General features: G+C 34.8%; 20 protein-coding genes. 12 read left to right on the top strand and 8 right to left on the bottom strand.

Annotated features, from left to right (window positions below; all coding sequences use genetic code 11):
• The first annotated feature begins 33 nt into the window (after positions 1-33).
• A complete protein-coding gene (locus tag DCS95_RS13405; protein WP_116771295.1) occupies positions 34-906 on the top strand; it encodes a cupin-like domain-containing protein in 873 nt (290 codons plus the stop codon).
• 5 nt (positions 907-911) lie between these two features.
• On the opposite strand, the gene DCS95_RS13400 is transcribed toward DCS95_RS13405, so the two are convergent.
• The 4 genes from DCS95_RS13400 to DCS95_RS13385 all read right to left on the bottom strand — a co-directional run bounded on the left by DCS95_RS13400 (position 912) and on the right by DCS95_RS13385 (position 4,433).
• Positions 912-1,388, bottom strand: coding sequence for a regulatory protein RecX (locus DCS95_RS13400; RefSeq protein WP_116771294.1), 477 nt, complete (start codon positions 1,386-1,388; stop codon positions 912-914).
• 26 nt (positions 1,389-1,414) lie between these two features.
• Positions 1,415-2,224 carry a DUF3667 domain-containing protein gene (locus DCS95_RS13395; protein WP_116771293.1) on the bottom strand — a complete coding sequence of 270 codons (810 nt, stop codon included), beginning with the start codon at positions 2,222-2,224 and terminating at the stop codon, positions 1,415-1,417.
• A gap of 106 nt (positions 2,225-2,330) precedes the next feature.
• Positions 2,331-3,878, bottom strand: a complete 1,548-nt coding sequence (locus tag DCS95_RS13390) for an Rne/Rng family ribonuclease (protein ID WP_116771292.1) — start codon at positions 3,876-3,878, stop codon at positions 2,331-2,333.
• 264 nt (positions 3,879-4,142) lie between these two features.
• Positions 4,143-4,433, bottom strand: a complete 291-nt coding sequence (locus tag DCS95_RS13385; protein WP_027065813.1) for an HU family DNA-binding protein — start codon at positions 4,431-4,433, stop codon at positions 4,143-4,145.
• A 127-nt stretch (positions 4,434-4,560) separates the two neighbouring features.
• On the opposite strand from DCS95_RS13385, the gene mutY reads away from it, so the two are divergent.
• From mutY to DCS95_RS13360, 5 genes are read left to right on the top strand one after another with little or no spacing between them, the layout of a single operon-like run.
• The gene (gene mutY / locus DCS95_RS13380; RefSeq protein ID WP_116771291.1) at positions 4,561-5,610 is read left to right on the top strand and encodes an A/G-specific adenine glycosylase; all 1,050 of its coding nucleotides are present in this window, start codon (positions 4,561-4,563) and stop codon (positions 5,608-5,610) included.
• A gap of 27 nt (positions 5,611-5,637) precedes the next feature.
• Entirely contained in the window at positions 5,638-6,102 is a 465-nt protein-coding gene (locus DCS95_RS13375) for a single-stranded DNA-binding protein (RefSeq protein WP_116771290.1), read from the top strand.
• A gap of 20 nt (positions 6,103-6,122) precedes the next feature.
• Positions 6,123-7,451, top strand: a complete 1,329-nt coding sequence (locus DCS95_RS13370) for a gliding motility-associated protein GldE (protein ID WP_236564438.1) — start codon at positions 6,123-6,125, stop codon at positions 7,449-7,451.
• Positions 7,441-8,001, top strand: coding sequence for a gliding motility lipoprotein GldD (gene gldD, locus DCS95_RS13365; protein WP_116771288.1), 561 nt, complete (start codon positions 7,441-7,443; stop codon positions 7,999-8,001). The genes DCS95_RS13370 and gldD overlap by 11 nt, the downstream gene beginning before the upstream one ends.
• A gap of 9 nt (positions 8,002-8,010) precedes the next feature.
• Positions 8,011-8,958 carry a pyridoxal-phosphate dependent enzyme gene (locus tag DCS95_RS13360; protein WP_116771287.1) on the top strand — a complete coding sequence of 316 codons (948 nt, stop codon included), beginning with the start codon at positions 8,011-8,013 and terminating at the stop codon, positions 8,956-8,958.
• A gap of 6 nt (positions 8,959-8,964) precedes the next feature.
• Here the strand turns inward: DCS95_RS13360 and DCS95_RS13355 are convergent, their stop codons facing one another.
• Positions 8,965-9,387: a hypothetical protein gene (locus DCS95_RS13355; protein WP_116771286.1), complete on the bottom strand. Its 423-nt coding sequence runs from the start codon at positions 9,385-9,387 to the stop codon at positions 8,965-8,967.
• Between the two features lies 1 nt (position 9,388).
• Positions 9,389-9,742 (bottom strand): heavy-metal-associated domain-containing protein, encoded by a 354-nt coding sequence (locus DCS95_RS13350; RefSeq protein WP_116771285.1) that lies wholly within the window; start codon positions 9,740-9,742, stop codon positions 9,389-9,391.
• A 155-nt stretch (positions 9,743-9,897) separates the two neighbouring features.
• Between DCS95_RS13350 and DCS95_RS13345 the strand changes: the two genes are divergently transcribed.
• Together DCS95_RS13345 and DCS95_RS13340 are read left to right on the top strand one after the other, a co-directional pair.
• Complete coding sequence (locus tag DCS95_RS13345; RefSeq protein ID WP_116771284.1) at positions 9,898-10,788, top strand: DMT family transporter; 891 nt, start codon at positions 9,898-9,900, stop codon at positions 10,786-10,788.
• A gap of 68 nt (positions 10,789-10,856) precedes the next feature.
• Positions 10,857-11,600 (top strand): head GIN domain-containing protein, encoded by a 744-nt coding sequence (locus tag DCS95_RS13340; protein ID WP_164674196.1) that lies wholly within the window; start codon positions 10,857-10,859, stop codon positions 11,598-11,600.
• 70 nt (positions 11,601-11,670) lie between these two features.
• On the opposite strand, the gene DCS95_RS13335 is transcribed toward DCS95_RS13340, so the two are convergent.
• Positions 11,671-13,743, bottom strand: a complete 2,073-nt coding sequence (locus DCS95_RS13335; RefSeq protein WP_116771282.1) for a M16 family metallopeptidase — start codon at positions 13,741-13,743, stop codon at positions 11,671-11,673.
• An 8-nt stretch (positions 13,744-13,751) separates the two neighbouring features.
• A complete protein-coding gene (locus DCS95_RS13330; protein ID WP_116771281.1) occupies positions 13,752-15,074 on the bottom strand; it encodes a M16 family metallopeptidase in 1,323 nt (440 codons plus the stop codon).
• 182 nt (positions 15,075-15,256) lie between these two features.
• Here DCS95_RS13330 and DCS95_RS13325 point away from each other — a divergent pair, with 182 nt between their 5' ends.
• The 4 genes from DCS95_RS13325 (at position 15,257) to DCS95_RS13310 (ending at position 18,537) form a co-directional block, all read left to right on the top strand.
• Positions 15,257-15,712, top strand: coding sequence for a DUF4199 domain-containing protein (locus DCS95_RS13325; RefSeq protein ID WP_116771280.1), 456 nt, complete (start codon positions 15,257-15,259; stop codon positions 15,710-15,712).
• A gap of 95 nt (positions 15,713-15,807) precedes the next feature.
• Positions 15,808-16,428: a 50S ribosomal protein L21 gene (rplU, locus tag DCS95_RS13320; RefSeq protein ID WP_116771279.1), complete on the top strand. Its 621-nt coding sequence runs from the start codon at positions 15,808-15,810 to the stop codon at positions 16,426-16,428.
• Positions 16,429-16,469: 41 nt separating this feature from the next.
• Positions 16,470-16,730, top strand: coding sequence for a 50S ribosomal protein L27 (gene rpmA, locus DCS95_RS13315; RefSeq protein ID WP_116771278.1), 261 nt, complete (start codon positions 16,470-16,472; stop codon positions 16,728-16,730).
• A 211-nt stretch (positions 16,731-16,941) separates the two neighbouring features.
• Positions 16,942-18,537 carry a tetratricopeptide repeat protein gene (locus DCS95_RS13310; protein ID WP_116771277.1) on the top strand — a complete coding sequence of 532 codons (1,596 nt, stop codon included), beginning with the start codon at positions 16,942-16,944 and terminating at the stop codon, positions 18,535-18,537.
• Positions 18,538-18,621: the final 84 nt, after the last annotated feature.

Below are 18,621 nucleotides of genomic sequence, written 5' to 3'. Positions count from 1 at the left end.
TACCTTTGGCTTCCCTAAAAAAACCATGAGTAATTGAAGTTAGCAAACATTCCTAGGGTAAGTAATATTACTAAGGACAACTTTATTGAAAACTACTTTAAGCCTCAAAAGCCTGTTGTTTTGGAACAGGCTATTGCAGACTGGCCTGCATTTACCAAATGGAATTTGGATTATATGAAAGAGGTCGCAGGCGATATAAACGTGCCGCTATATGATAATAGACCGGTTCAGCATAAAGATGGTTTTAATGAGCCACACGCCAAAATGAAAATGGCAGAATATGTTGACCTTTTAAAAAAGGAACCTACCAAATACAGAATTTTTCTTTGGAATATTTTAAAGGAAGTACCGGCCTTGCAACAAGATTATCGTTTTCCAGATTTTGGATTAAAGCTGTTGAAAGGGCTGCCAATGTTGTTTTTTGGAGGAAGAGATTCTTATACCTTTATGCATTATGATATTGATTTAGCCAATATTTTTCATTTTCATTTTGATGGAGAGAAAGAAGTAGTGTTGTTTCCGCAATCGGAAACAAAGAATCTTTACAAAGTGCCACATTCCCTCATAACTCATGAAAGTATAGATTTCTCAAATCCTGATTATGAGAAATGGCCGGCATTAAGAAACGCTAACGGTTTTAAAACAACATTAAAACATGGGGAAGTCTTGTATATGCCAGAAGGTTTTTGGCATTATATGAAGTATAAAACACCTGGTTTTTCTATGAGCCTACGCGCTTTGGCACGTAATCCTAAAAATTTAGGAAAGGCATTTTATAATATTTTGATCATGCGTCATTACGATGTGTTAATGCGAAAACTTAAAGGTCAAGATTGGATAGATGCTAAAAATGAGAAGGCTATTACAAACACAAATAAGAATACTAAGGTACTAGTAGAAAATTAACACTTTTAGGGTATAAGTTCTTTCAGTTTTTCATACACCAAATGACTTTCCCAGCCCCTGTATAAGAGGTAATCGGCTAATTTTTTTCTTCTTTTTTGAGTATTGGTTTCAGTAATTTGATCAAGTCTTTTTTTAGCTAAGTTATCTAAAGTAGTTAAGTATACTTCGGGTTCAATCTCCTTTAATGCTGTTGTTATATTGTATTTAGAAATATCTCTAAACTTAAGTTCCCTAACAATTCTATTTTTGCCCCATTTTTTAATCTTGAATTTGCCACGAGCAAAGCTTTTTGCAAAACGCTCTTCGTTTAAGAACCGGTCTTCAATAAGTTGGGCTATAATGGTATCGATAGCTAATGGGATCATACCCATATCCTTTAGTTTGGAAACCACTTCTTTATGGCAACGATCTTGATAGGCACAATAACTTTCTATCTTTTTAGTAGCTTCTTGAATGGTGTAGCCTTTTGTTTTTTCGTTCAAATTAGAAATTTAGATAGTATTTAAAATTAAGACGATAATGCTGCAAGAATATATCCAAAACCAATGGACAAAATAAAAAATATAATTAAAGTCCCTGCAAGAATAGCCATAAATACTAAAACTTTAAGAATAGATTCTGCAACGCTTAAATTGTAAAGTTTTCCATAAGCGTATATATAATAAAAAACTAAAAAGAATACTGTTATAAGATAAACAGATGGCGATGTAAAAACTGAAATTGTAAAGATTATTGATGTAACTATAAAAGAAATGCTTTGTATGTAAGAGTTAATTATCAAATGTTCCGCATAATTATAGGGTTTTCGGTAAACAAGAAAAGCCATATAGGTGTAAAGTGGCATTAATAAAATTACTAATAGATTAAAGTATTTTAACATGAATTGGCTTGCGTCGGTAACCATTTTCAATGTTTCTTGCTCATATGCTATTTTATCAAAATCATTTCCTAGCTTTTTTTCCATCATGTTTGACATCATGGTAATTGATTGCATGTTAGATTCAATATTAAGAGCTAGATATTGTTCAGCAAAAAAATTAAATAAGAAAATAGCTATTGCAGTTGTTAATCCTAGAATTGTAAAAGGATTCATATAGCGCTTTCTTGTGCCGCCAAGATATTCTCTGAAGACAACATGGGGTCTTAATAATAAGTTTTTTATGGTAAAGAAAAATTTATTGTCCCAGCCAAGAAGATTATTCGAAAGGTCGGTGGCTAGCCCTTTTATAGTTAATCTATCATTAACAATTTTAGCACCACATTGATTACAAAATAAAGAATAGTTTACTAGAGTTGAAGAACAGTTTTTGCAGGACATTTGTAATGGTTGGTTAGGAATTTAATTGTTAAAATACGTAAAAACCTAAAACAAAAAAAGCGACTCTTTTTGGGAGTCGCTTTTTAACGTATAAAGCCATATTGACTTAATATATTGTTTTGCCGTCTTTATTTTTAAAACGGTATTCTAGATACGTATACGCATCGCGCGGTTGAATTTTAATCCATTTTTTATACTCTAAGAACCATTTTGTTCTCATTGATGGAAAACCTTTTGTAATATAGGCTGCTATAAAAGGGTGTATATTTAAAGTTATACTACTATCCTTTTTAGGGCCTTTAAGAAGTTTTTCAAGGTCCGCTGTAATTTTATCTATTAAAACAATAGGTGCTTCCACCTGCTTCCCAGAATTATTGGGATCCTCTTCAGTTGTTTTAATATTCATTTCAGGTCGTACCCTTTGTCGGGTAATCTGAATTAAACCAAATTTACTAGGAGGTAGTATTTTATGCTTGGCACGATCATCTTTCATCTCATCTCTAAGATGCTCAAAAAGCTTTTTTCTATGTTGTGGTTTTACCATATCGATAAAATCCACTACAATAATACCGCCCATATCACGAAGACGTAATTGTCTTGCAATTTCTGATGCGGACAAGAGATTTACCTCTAGGGCAGTATCTTCTTGGTTTTTAGCTTTGTTTGATCTGTTGCCACTGTTTACGTCTATTACATGAAGTGCTTCGGTATGCTCTATAATTAAATAGGCGCCTTTGCTCATAGCGGCAGTACGGCCAAAAGACGTTTTGATCTGTCTTTCGATTCCAAATTTTTCAAAAATAGGTACATTGGTGTTATAGTGCTTAACAATGCTTTCCTTTTCAGGAGCAATTTCGGCCACGTATTCTTTTATTTCATTGAATAAGGTGGCGTCATCAACATGTATTCCTGTGAAACTATCATTAAATACATCTCTTAAAATAGAAGATGCTCTATTGAGTTCAACAAATACTTTTGCTGGTGTTTGTGCACGTTGTAATTTTTTACACATTGCTGACCATTTGTTCAGCAAGTTTTCTAGATCTTTGTCAAGTTCTGCGACTTTTTGTCCTTCTGCGACCGTTCTTATGATAACACCGAACCCCTTGGGTTTAATGCTTCTTACAAGTCTTTTTAACCTATCTTTCTCTTCTTTGCTACCTATCTTTTGAGATACTGATACGCGATCGGAGAAAGGAACCATAACCAAATAACGTCCGGCAATTGATAGCTCAGAACTAATTCTTGGTCCTTTTGTGGAAATAGGCTCTTTTACAATTTGCACCAATAAAGATTGGTTTGCTTTTATGACATCGGTTATGACACCATTTTTGTCAATATCGGTCTCGAACGGAAAATTACCTAAGGAGTAATCTTTTAGTTTTCCTGTGCTCACTTGTTTAATGAACTTCAGCATTGAAGACAATTGAGGACCAAGGTCGTGGTAATGCAAGAATGCATCTTTTTCATAACCAACGTTTACAAACGCTGCGTTAAGACCGGTCACCGGTTTTCTTATTTTAGCAAGAAAAATATCGCCAACAGAGAAATCATTACTGTTTTCCTCTTTATGCAGTTCAGTGAGTTTTCCGTCCTTCAACAAGGCAAAGTCAACAGATTGCGAACTAGATCTTACGATTAATTCTCTATTCACCTGAATATATTTTTAGTTGTTCCAACTATAGTATAGGGAACAAACTGATTAAACAATACCATAGACAAATAACTAGTGTATTTGCCGAAATCCAATTACTGAATCTCTATGTCAATGAACGTTCTTTTAAAAAGAAAAAGTAGTTTTTAAAACTACTTTTTCTTGTGTCGGTTAGCTCTTCTACGCTTCTTGCGCTTGTGTGTAGCTACCTTATGTCTCTTTCTTTTTTTACCACTTGGCATAAAGTTCTTTTTTTAAGATTAATTATTTTACGTGTACGTTGCTCTTAACTCCTTCTACAAAAACCTTGGCAGGCTTAAATGCTGGAATGTTGTGAGCGGGTATTTTAATAGTTGTGTTCTTGGAAATATTTCTACCTGTTTTTTCAGCTCTTGTCTTAATGATAAAACTTCCAAAACCTCTTAGGTATACATTGTCACCACTTTCTAATGATGTTTTAACCTCTTCCATAAAGGATTCAACAGTTGCCTGTACATCTCCTTTTTCAATTCCCAGCTTATCTGAGATCTTCGATACAATTTCCGCTTTCGTCATCTTTCAATATTAGATTTTCTGTATGTTTTTTCGGGTTGCAAATATATAAATTAAATTCAATCTTTCTTTCTAATGGGTTAATTTTAAGTGTATAAACTGCTACTTTTATCACTTAGTATTGAAGAGCATGTCATTTTCGGGTAAAATTTTAGATTGGTATCATAAAAATAAGCGCACTTTACCATGGCGCAAGTCCACCGATCCGTACAAAATATGGCTGTCGGAAATTATTCTTCAACAAACGCGAGTAGCCCAAGGAACCCCGTATTACTTAAGGTTTGTAGAAACTTTCCCTACCGTTGACGATCTTGCAAATGCAGAAGAAGAACAGGTTCTTAAGCTTTGGCAAGGTTTGGGTTATTACTCTAGGGCAAGAAATTTACATGCCGCTGCAAAAATGGTTGTTGATGAATATAACGGTAAGTTTCCAGATAATTATAAGAAACTTTTAACATTGAAAGGGGTAGGTGATTACACGGCCAGTGCCATTTCTTCCATTTGTTTTAATGAACCACATGCCGTTGTAGATGGTAATGTGTATAGAGTATTGTCTCGTTATTATGGTATAGATATACCTATAAATAGTACAGAGGGCATTAAGTATTTTAAAGCTTTGGCACAAAAGGTCATGGATTCTGATCATATAAGAGATTACAATCAGGGTATAATGGAATTTGGTGCCATACAATGTTCACCTAAAAAACCTTTGTGTTTACATTGCCCCTTGAACGATAGTTGCGTGGCATTTGAAAAAGGGTTGGTGCATCAATTGCCTGTAAAGTTGAAGAAAACAAAAGTGAGTAATAGATACTTCAATTATCTTATACCTATATATAAGGATACAAATGGAAAAAAATATACACGTCTTCAACAAAGAAAAGGGAAAGGTATTTGGCAAAACCTATGGGAGTTTCCTTTAATAGAATCTAAGTCATCGTTGGAAATTAAAGATATCCTATTAAAGAGTAATGAGATTTATGGCGATTTAGACATAAATGATATACATATATATAATGATACAGATATCGTACACAAATTATCTCATCAACATTTATATACCAAATTCTGGATCGTTGATGTAAATACAGATTTTGAACATAAGATTTCCGTTGAAAAACTATCTGAATTTCCTGTTCCGGTTTTGATCGCAGATTTTATAAAAGCATTTAAATTTTAGTACTTTTGATTTTTATATCTTTAAGTTATGAGCGGTACATTAAATAAGGTAATGTTGATTGGGCATTTAGGCGACGAAGTTAAAATGCATTATTTTGAAGGTGGTGGTAGTATTGGTAGATTTCCAATAGCTACAAATGAAACGTATACCAATAAATCTACCGGCGAAAGGGTTACAAATACAGATTGGCACAATATTGTTGTTAGAAATAAAGCTGCTGAAATCTGTGAAAAATATCTTAGTAAAGGAGATAAGGTATATGTTGAGGGAAGATTAAAAAACCGTCAATGGCAAGGTGAAGATGGTAATACCAGATATTCAACTGAGGTGCACGTACAAGAATTTACGTTTTTGACGACCAAAAAAGAAGGTATGCAAAATAATGGTGGTTCAGCGCCAAGTGCACAGAAACCCGCTAGTACTGAAAACAGAACGCCATCACAAAGTCCTGCACCCTTAAGTCAAGACGATGATGATGATTTGCCATTCTAACAATATTTAAATAGCAACTATTGGATCCAGACCCCATACCGTTTTTAATGACAACGTTGGTTGTAAACGGTGTCTTTGCAATGAATATAATAGTACTGTTTGTACTTCTTCTTTGCTCTGCGCTAATTTCGGGAGCAGAGGTGGCCATGTTTGGTTTGTCTACAACTGAAATTAAAGAGTTGCAAGATGAAAAAACGGCAAAAAGCTCTATTCTTATCAAACTATTGGAACGCCCAAAAAAATTATTGGCTACCATTTTAATTGCCAATAATGCCATAAATATTGGGGTTGTACTTTTGTTTAGCGTAATTGGAGATACTTTGTTTGAAAATGTAAACCAGACCTTGTTAGGTGTAGTATCGGTTCGGTTTTTGTTAGAAGTTGTTGTAGCTACTTTTTTAATATTGATGTTCGGTGAAATTCTACCTAAGGTTTATGCCAATAGAAATAGAATGAGTTTTTCGCACTTAATGGCTTTTCCGTTAAGAATATTGGACTTTGTTTTTTCTCCCTTAAGTTTACCCATGCGTTCAGGTACCTTGTTTTTGTATAATAAATTGGGCAAACAAAAATCTCATCTTAGTATAGATCACTTATCGCAGGCGCTAGATTTAACTTCGCAAGGCGATACCACTAAAGAAGAGAAGAAAATATTAGAAGGTATTGTAACTTTTGGTAATACCGATACCAAACAAGTGATGAGACCCCGAATTGATATTTTTGCCCTGAACGAACAAATGAAATTTCCTGAAGTTCTTGGGGAGATAAAAAAACACGGTTATTCTAGAATTCCTGTATTTGGCGAAAACATAGATTCGGTGAAAGGGGTTTTGTATGTAAAGGACTTGCTGCCATACTTAGATCGAAAAACATTTAATTGGATGACCTTGATCAGGGAGCCATATTTTGTGCCGGAAAATAAAAAGTTAGATGATTTACTTTCAGAATTTCAAGAGAAGAAAAATCACTTGGCAATTGTGGTCGATGAATATGGGGGCACCTCTGGTTTAGTATCCTTAGAAGATATTATTGAAGAAATAGTTGGTGATATTAGTGATGAATTTGATGATGAAGACCTAATTTATTCTAAATTGGATGACTACAATTATGTATTTGAAGGTAAAACACCTTTAAAAGATTTTTATAGGGTCATTCGCTTGGAAGATACAGACGATTTTGAGGAAAATAAAGGTGAATCAGAAACGTTGGCCGGCTTCGTTTTAGAAAAGGCAGGAAGTTTTCCAAGACGTGGTGAAAAAATTATGTTTGGCTCTTATACTTTTGTTGTAGAGGCAATGGATAAAAAAAGATTGAAACAAATAAAAGTAACCTTACCGCATGAAGAGTAAGTCATTAGTAGGATTTTTAATACTATTTCTTTTAATACTTAGCTGTAAAGACGAACAGGTGATACCAAAGCCGAAAGCTAAAATGCGCTTAGAGTATCCGCAGGGGAAATTGGCAGATTTAGAAACAGAGAATTTTAGCTTTAAGTACAATCAGTTGGCAGATGCTGAATTAAATGGTGATAATGCTTTTACTATTGCTTATCCAGAAATGAAAGGCGCTATTTTTCTTAGTTATAAAAAAATAAATGGCAATCTATCTCAGTTGATCAATGATTCTAAAAGGCTAAGTTATGAGCACGCCGCAAAAGCCGATAATATTGTTGAGCAGCCATATGTAAACCCAAATGAGAAAGTGTACGGTGCTTTGTTCGAAGTACAGGGCAATGCAGCTTCTCAATCCCAATTTTTTGTCACCGATAGTACAGAGCATTTTTTAACAGGATCTGTATATTTTTATTCAAGACCTAATTATGATTCCATTCTTCCGGCGGCTTCTTATCTTCAAAATGATATTAGAAGCATTATTGAAACCTTAAGGTGGAAAAAGTAAACACCAGTTATGACCAAGCAAAATCTTTTAGATTGTCATCAAAGAATAACACCATTTGTACATAACACTGCTGTACTAACATCTAGATTAATTGATAAGGAGATCGGTGCGCAAATATTTTTCAAATGCGAGAATTTTCAAAGAGCGGGAGCTTATAAAATACGTGGTGCTACAAATGCCATATTGCAATTATCGGAAGAACAGAAGAAAAACGGAGTGGTAACCCATTCGTCTGGTAACTTTGCGCAGGCTTTATCTTTAGCGGCACAAAGTGTAGGCGTTACTGCGCATATTGTAATGCCCAATACTGCGCCAGAAGTAAAGAAAGTTGGTGTTAGGGAATATGGTGGTAACATATATGAATGCGAACCAACGGTAGAAGCTAGGCAGGCAATGGCAGATAAAATCGCTACTAAAACTGGAGCTACGTTCGTGCACCCTTCTAATGATAATGATGTTATTTTAGGTCAAGGTACCGCTGCATTGGAACTTTTGCAAAAACAACCAGATTTAGATTTTATATTCTGTCCTGTAGGTGGTGGCGGACTAATTGCCGGCTCATCTTTGGCGGTAAAATACTTTGGAGAAAACTGTAAAGTGTATGGTGCCGAACCATTTGAGGCAGATGATGCCTATCGTTCGCTTTTAAGTGGAAAAATCGAAAGTAACGAGACTACAAATACAATAGCGGACGGATTAAAAACAATGTTAGGAGATAAGAATTTTCCAATTATTAAAGAATTGGTCACTGGCATTGTGCGCATTACGGAAGATGAGATTGTTGAAGCTATGAAGCTGGTATGGGAGCGTATGAAAATTATTATTGAACCTTCTAGTGCCGTAACGGTAGCTGCCGTTATAAAACAAGCTAAAGAAAGCCCAGAAGTTTTTCAGAACAAGAAAATCGGAATCGTAATTTCTGGGGGCAATGTAGACCTTTCTAAATTGCCCTTTTAAGTTTTATTACTTGCTTAGAATTTTTTCTGCATTTGCTATGCTAGAATTGATGTTCTCTTTCACTTGCTTTACTTTTTCTTCCTCTTCTTCAAGCCATTGCTTTTTTTCGTCGGTAAGTTCTTTACCGTTCAAAATTTCATCGGCATCAAAACGATCGCCAAATTCCTGCATCCAATCCATCATAGATCTATTGGCTTCCTGTAAATCTTTCATTGCTTTTGCCTCTACTGACTCTGATCCCAAAGAATCTGCCATAGGTTTTAATTGACCTACAAGTTTTCCTATGGTTCCCATTTTGGGCATCACTTCATCATGTATGGTCATTACTTCGGTCATTTTAGAAGTTTCTTCTTCGGCTTTTTTAGTTTCCTTGCAAGAAGAAAAGGATATAAAGATTGCTATCGTAACTATATAAAGTATATTTTTCATTCTATTTTTCTTGAAGGTTGACAGAGGTAATAGTGTAATTGTAGTCTTTAACTTTTGTATCAGTGATAATCGATTTTACTTCTTCGATAGATATTAGAGAAGGGTCAAAAACGATATTGCCATTTTTATTGTCAAAACTGATATCGGCAGAAATAACACCGTCTTTCTCTTTTAGATTGGATGCAATTTTATCTGCGCAACCTTCTTGGCATGCCATACCATCAATACCGATTTCTACAGACTTTGTTATTCTATTTTCAAGTTTAATAACTCCATTAGTATTATCCTGTGCAAATGAAACCACAGTAGATAAAGTGAATACAGTTATAAAAAGGGCTAATAATTTTATTTTCATTACAAAGTTTTTGCGAATACTTCGTTGAAGTAAACTAGTTTGTATTGTAAAGATACCAAATATGTAAAATGCATTGAATAATCATTTGTAAAAATAAGGACTTAACTAGATGATTTTTTTAGAAAAAACCGCACTTTTGTTGTAAAGCAAAGCAATTGAAGAATATTGACCAAAAATGGATTTACCTGGTAATTCTATCATTTATTTGGGGTTCATCCTTTATTTTGATTAAACGGTCCTTAACAGGTTATACTCCTTTGCAGGTAGGTGGTTTACGCATTGTTTTTGCATCTTTGCTCTTGTTTGTGCTAGGTTATAAATCTTTGAGCACCTTATCTAAAACAGATTGGAAATGGGTCGCTATAGCAGGACTCTGCAGTTCTTTCTTTCCGCCGTTCTTTTTTGCATTGGCACAAACGGAGATCAATAGTGGTATTACTTCAATATTAAATTCGGTAGCACCTTTGTTTACAACACTGGTAGGTATAGCATTATTTGGTTTGGCATTAAAGGGAAGGCAAGTTTTAGGTGTGCTCATAGGTCTTTTTGGCACAGTAGTGTTGATAGCTGCGGGTATGGAGAATAATACGGAACAAAATTATTGGTATGCCCTTTTTATTATATTTTCTGCCTTAGGGTATGCATTCAATATCAATATTATAAAAAGATATTTGTCGCACTTAAGTCCGTTGGCAGTTACCACGGCTAGTTTTGGCGTAGCATTTTTTCCGGCTTTGATTATTCTCGTTTATACTGGAGTGTTTCAGCAGTTTGTTGGTAATGGTGCTATGCATGAAGCTGTATGGTATGTTATGGCATTGGCATTTTTAGGCACCGCTTTGGCCAATATACTATTCAATAAATTAATAAAATTATCGAGTCCTGTTTTTGCAGCCTCGGTAACATACTTAATTCCTTTAGTGGCTGTTCTTTGGGGATTTTTAGATGGTGAGAATATAAGCCTACTTCAGTTGTTGGGTGGTCTTATAATCTTATTCGGGGTATGGTTGGTCAATCGAAAAAAAGTAGTGGTTCAACAGAAATAACCATGTGTACTGTAACAATATCTTCTTTAGGTTGTCTTTGTATAGAACTAATCAAAAAAACGGAAATCATGAAAAGAATAGTATTTGTAGCTCTGGCAATCACTTTTTTGGTAAATAATACTCAGGCACAAGAAAAACAAATCGATGTAAAAGCATTCGATAAATTAATAGTTAGTCCGCATATAGAAATAAACCTTGTTGAGGGTGAAGAGGAAAACGTGGTTATTGAAAACGCAAAAGTTCCTTTAGAAAAAATAAATGTAGAAGTAGAAGGTAGAACTTTACGATTGTTTTTAGATGGGGCAAAGGTGGTTACAAAGTCCGAGCGTATTTCAAGCGATAATTGGCGGGGTAGTAAACCTTTGTACAACGGTACTATGGCAACGATTACGGTAACCTATCGAAAATTGGAAAACTTATCGGTAAGGGGAGAAGAAATCGTTAGATGTAAAAATCTATTTAATGCCGATGATTTTAAAATGTCATTGTACGGTGAGGCAAAAGTATACTTTAACGAAGTTTCAATAGATGAACTTACCGTTGCCATTTATGGTAGCAGTTATTTGGAAATGGGAGGTGGTAAAGTATCTCGTCAGGTATTTAGGGCATATGGTGAAAGTGAGGTAAATACTGAAAGTATGGTTGCCGATGAAACTAAAATTACGGCTTACGGAGAAAGTAATTTTAGGGTGAACGTAGTAGATAGGTTGAAGGTAACTTGTTATGGGGAAACGAATATTAATTATACCGGTAACCCAGATGTGGATAAGGGTTTAATTTTTGGTGAAGCTAGAATAAGAAAAATAGGCTAGTTAAAGCATTTATATATAAAGCAAAAAACCCGCTAATAGCGGGTTTTTTTAGTTGTAAGTTTCTTGATTATTATTCAAAATCGGATGGAGAAACGCCATCGTTTATCTTAATTTCAGAAACTATGAATTCAAATGATTGCGGACCAACGGTCTGTATGATTTTAAAAGGGAACAAAATACCCGATACCTCTTTGTAATCTTCAAAATTGGTGATACTTGCAATCTGTTGTCCTTGCATTTCATTTGTGGTGATCTCTTGTAGTTTTAATCCGGTTTCTACATCGTAAAAAGCAGATTTTTTCTCGTTGATCATTACCTTATAGGCATTTTTATCGCCAACCATTTCCATTCCTTCAAGAGAAAGAGATTTCGCCGTTAGGTACTGAAGTTCCGAAATAGGGGTAGATTCTCCTTTGAACGTGGTAACCTCCTCTTCGGTAAGGTCTTTTCTTTGTCCTTGAACGATCATATAGCCACTATCACCATTTAGAACTTGTTTACTTACGGAATTCCCCATCATTTGAACGTCTTGCATCAATTGATTGCTAGATGTTTTTTTGATATTTAAACTAAGCTTCATGCCTTGCATTTCGGCTTCGGCCATCATTGCATATGTATTCACGCTTTCAAGTTTATCTTTTCCGCCAACGGCCTCAATATTCTTTTCAATAATTGATTGTGCAGATACGCCCTCAGGAACTGAAGTTTCGTAATTAGGGGTTTCTACTCTGTCCGCCGTTTTAGAGTATGTAAGTACAGGCAATTTCTTATCCATAAACTGTACATTCTGAAGGTTGCTTAGAATTTCACTTCCTTTACCAACAACGATTACACGGGCATTATTGACATTGAAATATTTTTTTGCCGCGGCTTCAACTTCCTCTTTGCTGATGTTTTCTAACTTTTCTAAAAAGGTTTTATAAAAATCTTTAGGTAGATTTTCCTTTTCAATGTTCAAAGCATAACGGGCAATGGTTTCCGGATCTTCAAGAGCCATAATAAAACTACCTGCATAGACGGCTTTAGTATTCTTTAATTCTTCGTCGGTAACCGGTTTGGTAATGATCAGCTCCAGCTCTTTTAGCATTTCTACTACGGCACTATCGGTAACCATGTTTCTTACTTCTGCTGTGGCTCTAAATCTAGATGGTCCGTACTTGTCGTTACCAATAGAAGAGTAGGCACCGTAAGTATAACCTTTGTCCTCTCTTAAGTTAGAGTATAATCTGCTATCAGACCCTCCTCCTAAAATTTCATTTGCCAATAGAGCGGCAATGAAATCATCATCGTTCATTTTTAGGTTTACAATATTCTGAACCGTAATCTCAGATTGTACCGCATTTGGCATGTCGACAAAGTTGATTTGTGTATTGGGTACATTTTTTGGCTGAGAATAAGAGAAACTTGGTGGTACGGCCTTGGTCCATGATGTAAAATGAGTTTCTGTCAATGTTTTTACTTCATCAAAATTGACATCTCCAATAATGATTAAATATGCATTTGCCGGAACAAAGTATTCTCTGTAATATTCCTCAACATCGCTTAGTGTGACATTATTTACGGTTTCTTCGGTAACAAATTCACCATAAGGATGATTTTTACCATAAGCTAAGGCTCTTTGAACTCTACTAGAAACGGAAGACACTACTTTCTCTTCAGATTTAAGTCCCGTAATAAGTTTATCTTTTTCCTTATCAAATTCCTCTTGAACAAATTTTGGATGTATAGCTGCATCTGCCATAAGTTCCATCATTCTTGAAAAGTATTTTGAAAGCGATTGTGCATATGCGCCTTGAGCGCTAAAATAAAGTCTTGCGCCTAAAAAATCGATTTCTTCGTTAAACGCTTCTTTGGCAATGTTTTTAGAACCTTGTCCTAAAAGGCTGCCGGTTAAACTGGCAACACCTGCTTTATTGCTCTCTAAAATTGGCGGATTGTCTATAGATAATTGCATAGATACCCTTGGTAATTTATGGTTTTCCACTACCAATACTTTTAAGCCATTATTAAGGTTAAAGGATTGTGGGGTGCCTAAATTTATTTCAGGGGCGGGACCTGGCACCGGCATTACCGTGCGGTCTATTTGTGCCTGTACAGCAATACAGGAGAATAATGCTAAGAGTAATATATATGTATTTTTCATGGTCGTGTTTAATTTGCGGTATTTTGTTCAGGTAAATATTCTAGTACCAATCTTTGATTGGGTTTTAGATACTTATTGGCTACCTCTTTGATTTCTTCTCTGGTAATTGATCTGTATATTTCTATTTCTTTATTGATCAATGAAGTATCGTCATACTGCATATAATATTCCGCTAGCGAATTTGCGATACCCTCAATACTAGAATTGCTATTTACAAACTGATTCTCAAACTTGTTCTGTAATTTTTGATAATCGTTTTCAGAAATGAGCTCATTTCTCAACTTTGTTACTTCTTCTTCAATAGAAATATTAAGAGTGCTTAAACCTGTTTCACCAACGGGAAGGGCAAAAATTATATACATACCATAATCTTCTAAAGTAACGGGTATGGCACCAATTTGTAAAGCCTGTTTCTTGTCGTCTACCATTTTCTTATAAAGTTTAGATGATGGACCGTCACTTAGGTAGGTAGAAATCATTTTTAAAACCTGGCTATCTCTATTTTTAAGTCCGGGAGTTCTATATGCGATCATAGAAGCCGGTATCTGAATATTAGAATCGTAGGCTTTCGCATTGATCTCAGTGGTTATTGGCTCTTCTTTAGGGAAATTTCTTGTAATTTCTTTTCCTTTAGGAATATCTTCAAAGTAATCTGAAATCAATTTTTTAGCATTTTCCTTCTCAAAATCGCCTGCAATAACCAAAACGGCATTATTTGGGCTATAGAATTTTTTCTGAAATGCTATGAATTCATCTAATGTTGCCGCATCCAAATCTTCCATTTTACCGATTACGGTTTCTTTATATGGGTGATTCTGGAAAAGGTTTCTCTTAATGTTTTCAATAAACTTACCGTACGGCGAATTGTCAACACGAAGTCTTTTTTCTTCTTTGACAACTTCATTTTGGGTATCCACCCCTTTTTGATTGATTACGGGATGAAGCATTCTTTCAGATTCTAACCACAGTCCTAATTTTAGGTTGTTAGAAGGAAAAACTTCATAGTAATAAGTTCTGTCCTCGTCTGTGGTTGCGTTTCCTGACCCTCCGTTAGAAGATACTATTTTGTCCCATTCGCCTTTTTCAATATTTTCGGTTCCCTCAAATAATAAATGTTCAAAAAAATGGGCGAACCCTGTTCTTTTTGGGTCTTCATCTTTAGAGCCCACATGGTACAAAACCGAAATGGAGATAATTGGGGCGGTGTTGTCTTGATGAAGAATAACATGTAGATCATTGTCGAGATCATACTCTTCAAAAGCGACTTCTTGTGAGTTTCCGGCAAATCCTTGTAGAAGCATTGCCGAAACCATTAGTAATTTCATTTTCATTGAAACTGTATTAGGTTAGTGTTTAATTATTCTGTTCCATATGTATATGTTCATGTCATTTTGTTACAACATTTTATTTTTTTTGTAGGAACAATCCTCAATATAAGTATTCTTTAACATATAATATTAAATTAATTGTTGTTTATTCATTATCTTAAAAGTCTAAACAAAATTATTTTAAAATGAACCATTACGCCCTACCTATAAGATTTGGAGTTGCCGCCAGCGGTTGTTTAATTGCGTATTTTTTGGTGCTGTCATTACTTGGTCTTCATGTCAATGTTTTTTACAGCCTGTTCAATGCAGTAATAACAGGTTTTGCCATTTATGAAGCAATTAAATTCTATAAGTTAAAGAAAGGTAATGCGTTTAATTATGCAGGTGGTTTTATGGCAGGTTTAATAACCGGTGGGGTAGCGACGTTAATATTTACCTTATTCTTTGCGTTGTATTCTACAGAATTGCAACCAGGTTTTTTAGAAGAACTATCTACAAAATGGGCAAACAATTACAAGAGTTTTGAAGCTATCGTTTTTTTGGTAGTTGCCACCATGGGGTTTACTACAAGTCTTGTACTGACACTTGCTTTTATGCAACTGTTTAAGACTTCGAATACTACAAAAATAAAGAGTGTGTAAAATTCTAAAAAAACACTTGTAAATTCACGATTAAGAACTATATTTGCACCCGCCTATGGAAAAAATCCATCAGGTTTAATAATACATTTAACAATATGTACGCAATTGTAGAGATGGCAGGGCAGCAGTTTAAAGTTGCAAAAGACCAGAAAGTGTACGTTCACCGTTTACAAGCAGAAGAAGGTAAGAAAGTTACTTTTGACAACGTTCTTCTTTTGGATGATGGATCGAACGTTACTATCGGCGCCCCGGCTATAGACGGAGCCGCAGTAGAGGCTAAAGTCGTTAAACACCTAAGAGGTGACAAAGTAATCGTTTTTCATAAGAAAAGACGTAAAGGTTACAAAAAGAAAAATGGACATCGTCAATCTCTTACTGAGATAGTGATCGAATCTATTATTTCTAAAGGAGCTAAGAAAACTGAAACTAAAAAAGCGGCAGCGCCAAAAGCAAAAAAAGCTTCGGGTAAAGGTGATGATTTAAAAAAGATTGAAGGTATCGGTCCAAAAATTGCCGAAACCTTAAATAATGCAGGTATTTCTACTTTTGCTGATTTAGCAAAAACAGACGCAGCGAAAATTTCTGAAATTATTGCTGATGTTCGTGGAAATCACGTAACCGACACTTGGCCAAAGCAAGCTGAATTAGCTGCTGATGGTAAATGGGATGAGTTACAGAAATGGCAAGACGAATTAGACGGTGGTGTAGCAAAATAAGCTAAATCACTAAAGTATAACAATATTTAAAACCTCAGACAATGGCACATAAGAAAGGTGTAGGTAGTTCTAAAAACGGTAGAGAATCAGAATCGAAACGATTAGGAGTTAAGATTTATGGTGGTCAAGCTGCTATCGCTGGTAACATTATCGTTAGACAGCGTGGAACAAGACATAATCCTGGTGAAAATGTTTATGCAGGAAAAGATCATACATTACACGCACGTGTAGATGGTCTAGTTAAGTTTGAAAAGAAAGCAGGTGGAAAATCTTACGTTTCCATTGAGCCTTTTGAAGCTTAAATAAAGTTAAGTTTACAATATTAAAGCCTTTGCATTCAGTTGCAAAGGCTTTTTGTGTTTGTTGTTTTCGACGTTAAATTATCTTTAACGATAACTTAATATCCTTTGTTATTGTTCTAAGTATATCTATAGGCATATTTACTGGTTTAAATTTTGCTGAACAAGCAATGTTCTTTACTGGTAAAGTTTAAATGCTCGGTCAATAGATAATATGTATACAAAATATTTGCATGTAGTACTAATAGTAGCCTTTTCATTCTCAGGTTTGTTATCTGCGCAAAACAAACGAGAGCTTCTACATTTTGATAGCAAAGAGCTCGATTCAACCTTTCTATCTTATAAAAATCAACTGAAAATAGCCCAAGGGCAAAATGATGATTTTAAAATAGCAATGAGCTATTGGAGATTAGGAGAGTTTTATTTTAGGATAGGCGTATATTCTGAGGCTACAGATCAGTTCAATAAGGCTTTGCTCATATTGCAGAAAAAGCCGAACGATACTTTGCAAGTACATATTAACAATGCACAAGGTAGTATGCATCTTGCATTAAAAAATTACGATAAAGCTGAGGCGAGTTTCTCTAAAAGTTTGAAACTATCAAAGGTTATTGATTTTAAAAAAGGACTAGCAAGATCTACTGGTCTACTAGGTAGTTGCTATGAAAAGAGAAAAGAGTATAAAAAGGCATTGGCTTTTGAAAAGCAAAGTTTGACGGAATTTAAACTGCTGCAGGATTCTATTGGTTTGGCAACGGCCAATGAAAATATAGGTAGTATTTATGAAGATTTAGAAAATTTTGATCTGGCCTCGCAATTCTTCAGCAAGGCTTATGGTTATACCAAGGGAAGTAAAAATTCTTTAGAGGCTAACATACTTAACAACATTGGCGATGTGTTCAGAAAACGTGGCTCATATGATCAAGCTATTGTATATACGACCAAAGCTATGCATTTAGCGAAAGAAATTAACGACAAGAATAGATTGTCAAGTGCATACAGAGATCTATCAAAAACTTACGCACTGTTAGGTAAGTATAAAGATGCTCTTGAATACTTAGAGATGGCCGAGCAAATAACTTCCAATATTTTTAACGGGCAGAATAGCAATCAAATAAATGTATTACAAACGGTATATGAAACCAATCAAAAAGAAACGAGGATAATGCTTCTCGAAGAGGAGAATAAAGTCGCAAAGGCAAATAGAAATTTTTGGATCGTTGCCGTGATTTTAATTTCTATAATAATTTTTGTTTTGCTTCTGTTCAGGGCAAAAAAACGCAAGGAAGAATTTAAGATACAACAATTTCAAAAACAGTTATTGCAAGCTCAATTAGAAAAAAAAGCAATACTGCAAGAAAACTTGCGTAATGAGGTGCAATTAAAAGCTTCTGCTTTATCAAAGTATAGTCTACATCTTTCGCATAAGAATAAATTATTATCTGATCTGGCTTCCACACTTTTAAAGCTTGCAGATAGAAAGAATATGGACAAGTCGGCTAAAATAAAGCAACTGGCCAATGATATTAATGAAAATGTAAAGCAAGACAATGAAGCAAGGCAATTTCAAAACTACTTTAGTGAAATACATCCTGAATTTGGAAAAAAGTTGATTGATGTGTGTAAAGAAAAGTTGTCTCAAACAGAAATGCGTTTGGCTATGCTGTTGCGCTTAAATTTATCATCTAAGGAAATTGCTTCAATTCTACGGGTTACACCAGATAGTGTGCGTGTAGCAAGATATAGGTTACGTAAAAAACTACATATAGATCCAAAGACAAATCTGATACATTTTTTACTTCAATTGTAATCGATTTTAGGTGTTCTTATGTGTATGGTTAAGGTCATGTTAATTTAGTGTGATTGTTGCCTTCATGTTTCCTTTAAAAATGAA

Source organism: Maribacter litoralis, assembly GCF_003075045.1.
GTDB classification, from domain to species: Bacteria; Bacteroidota; Bacteroidia; order Flavobacteriales; family Flavobacteriaceae; genus Maribacter; species Maribacter litoralis.
Note: the sequence above shows the minus strand (reverse complement) of the source record. Positions and strands in the feature narration are given on the sequence as shown.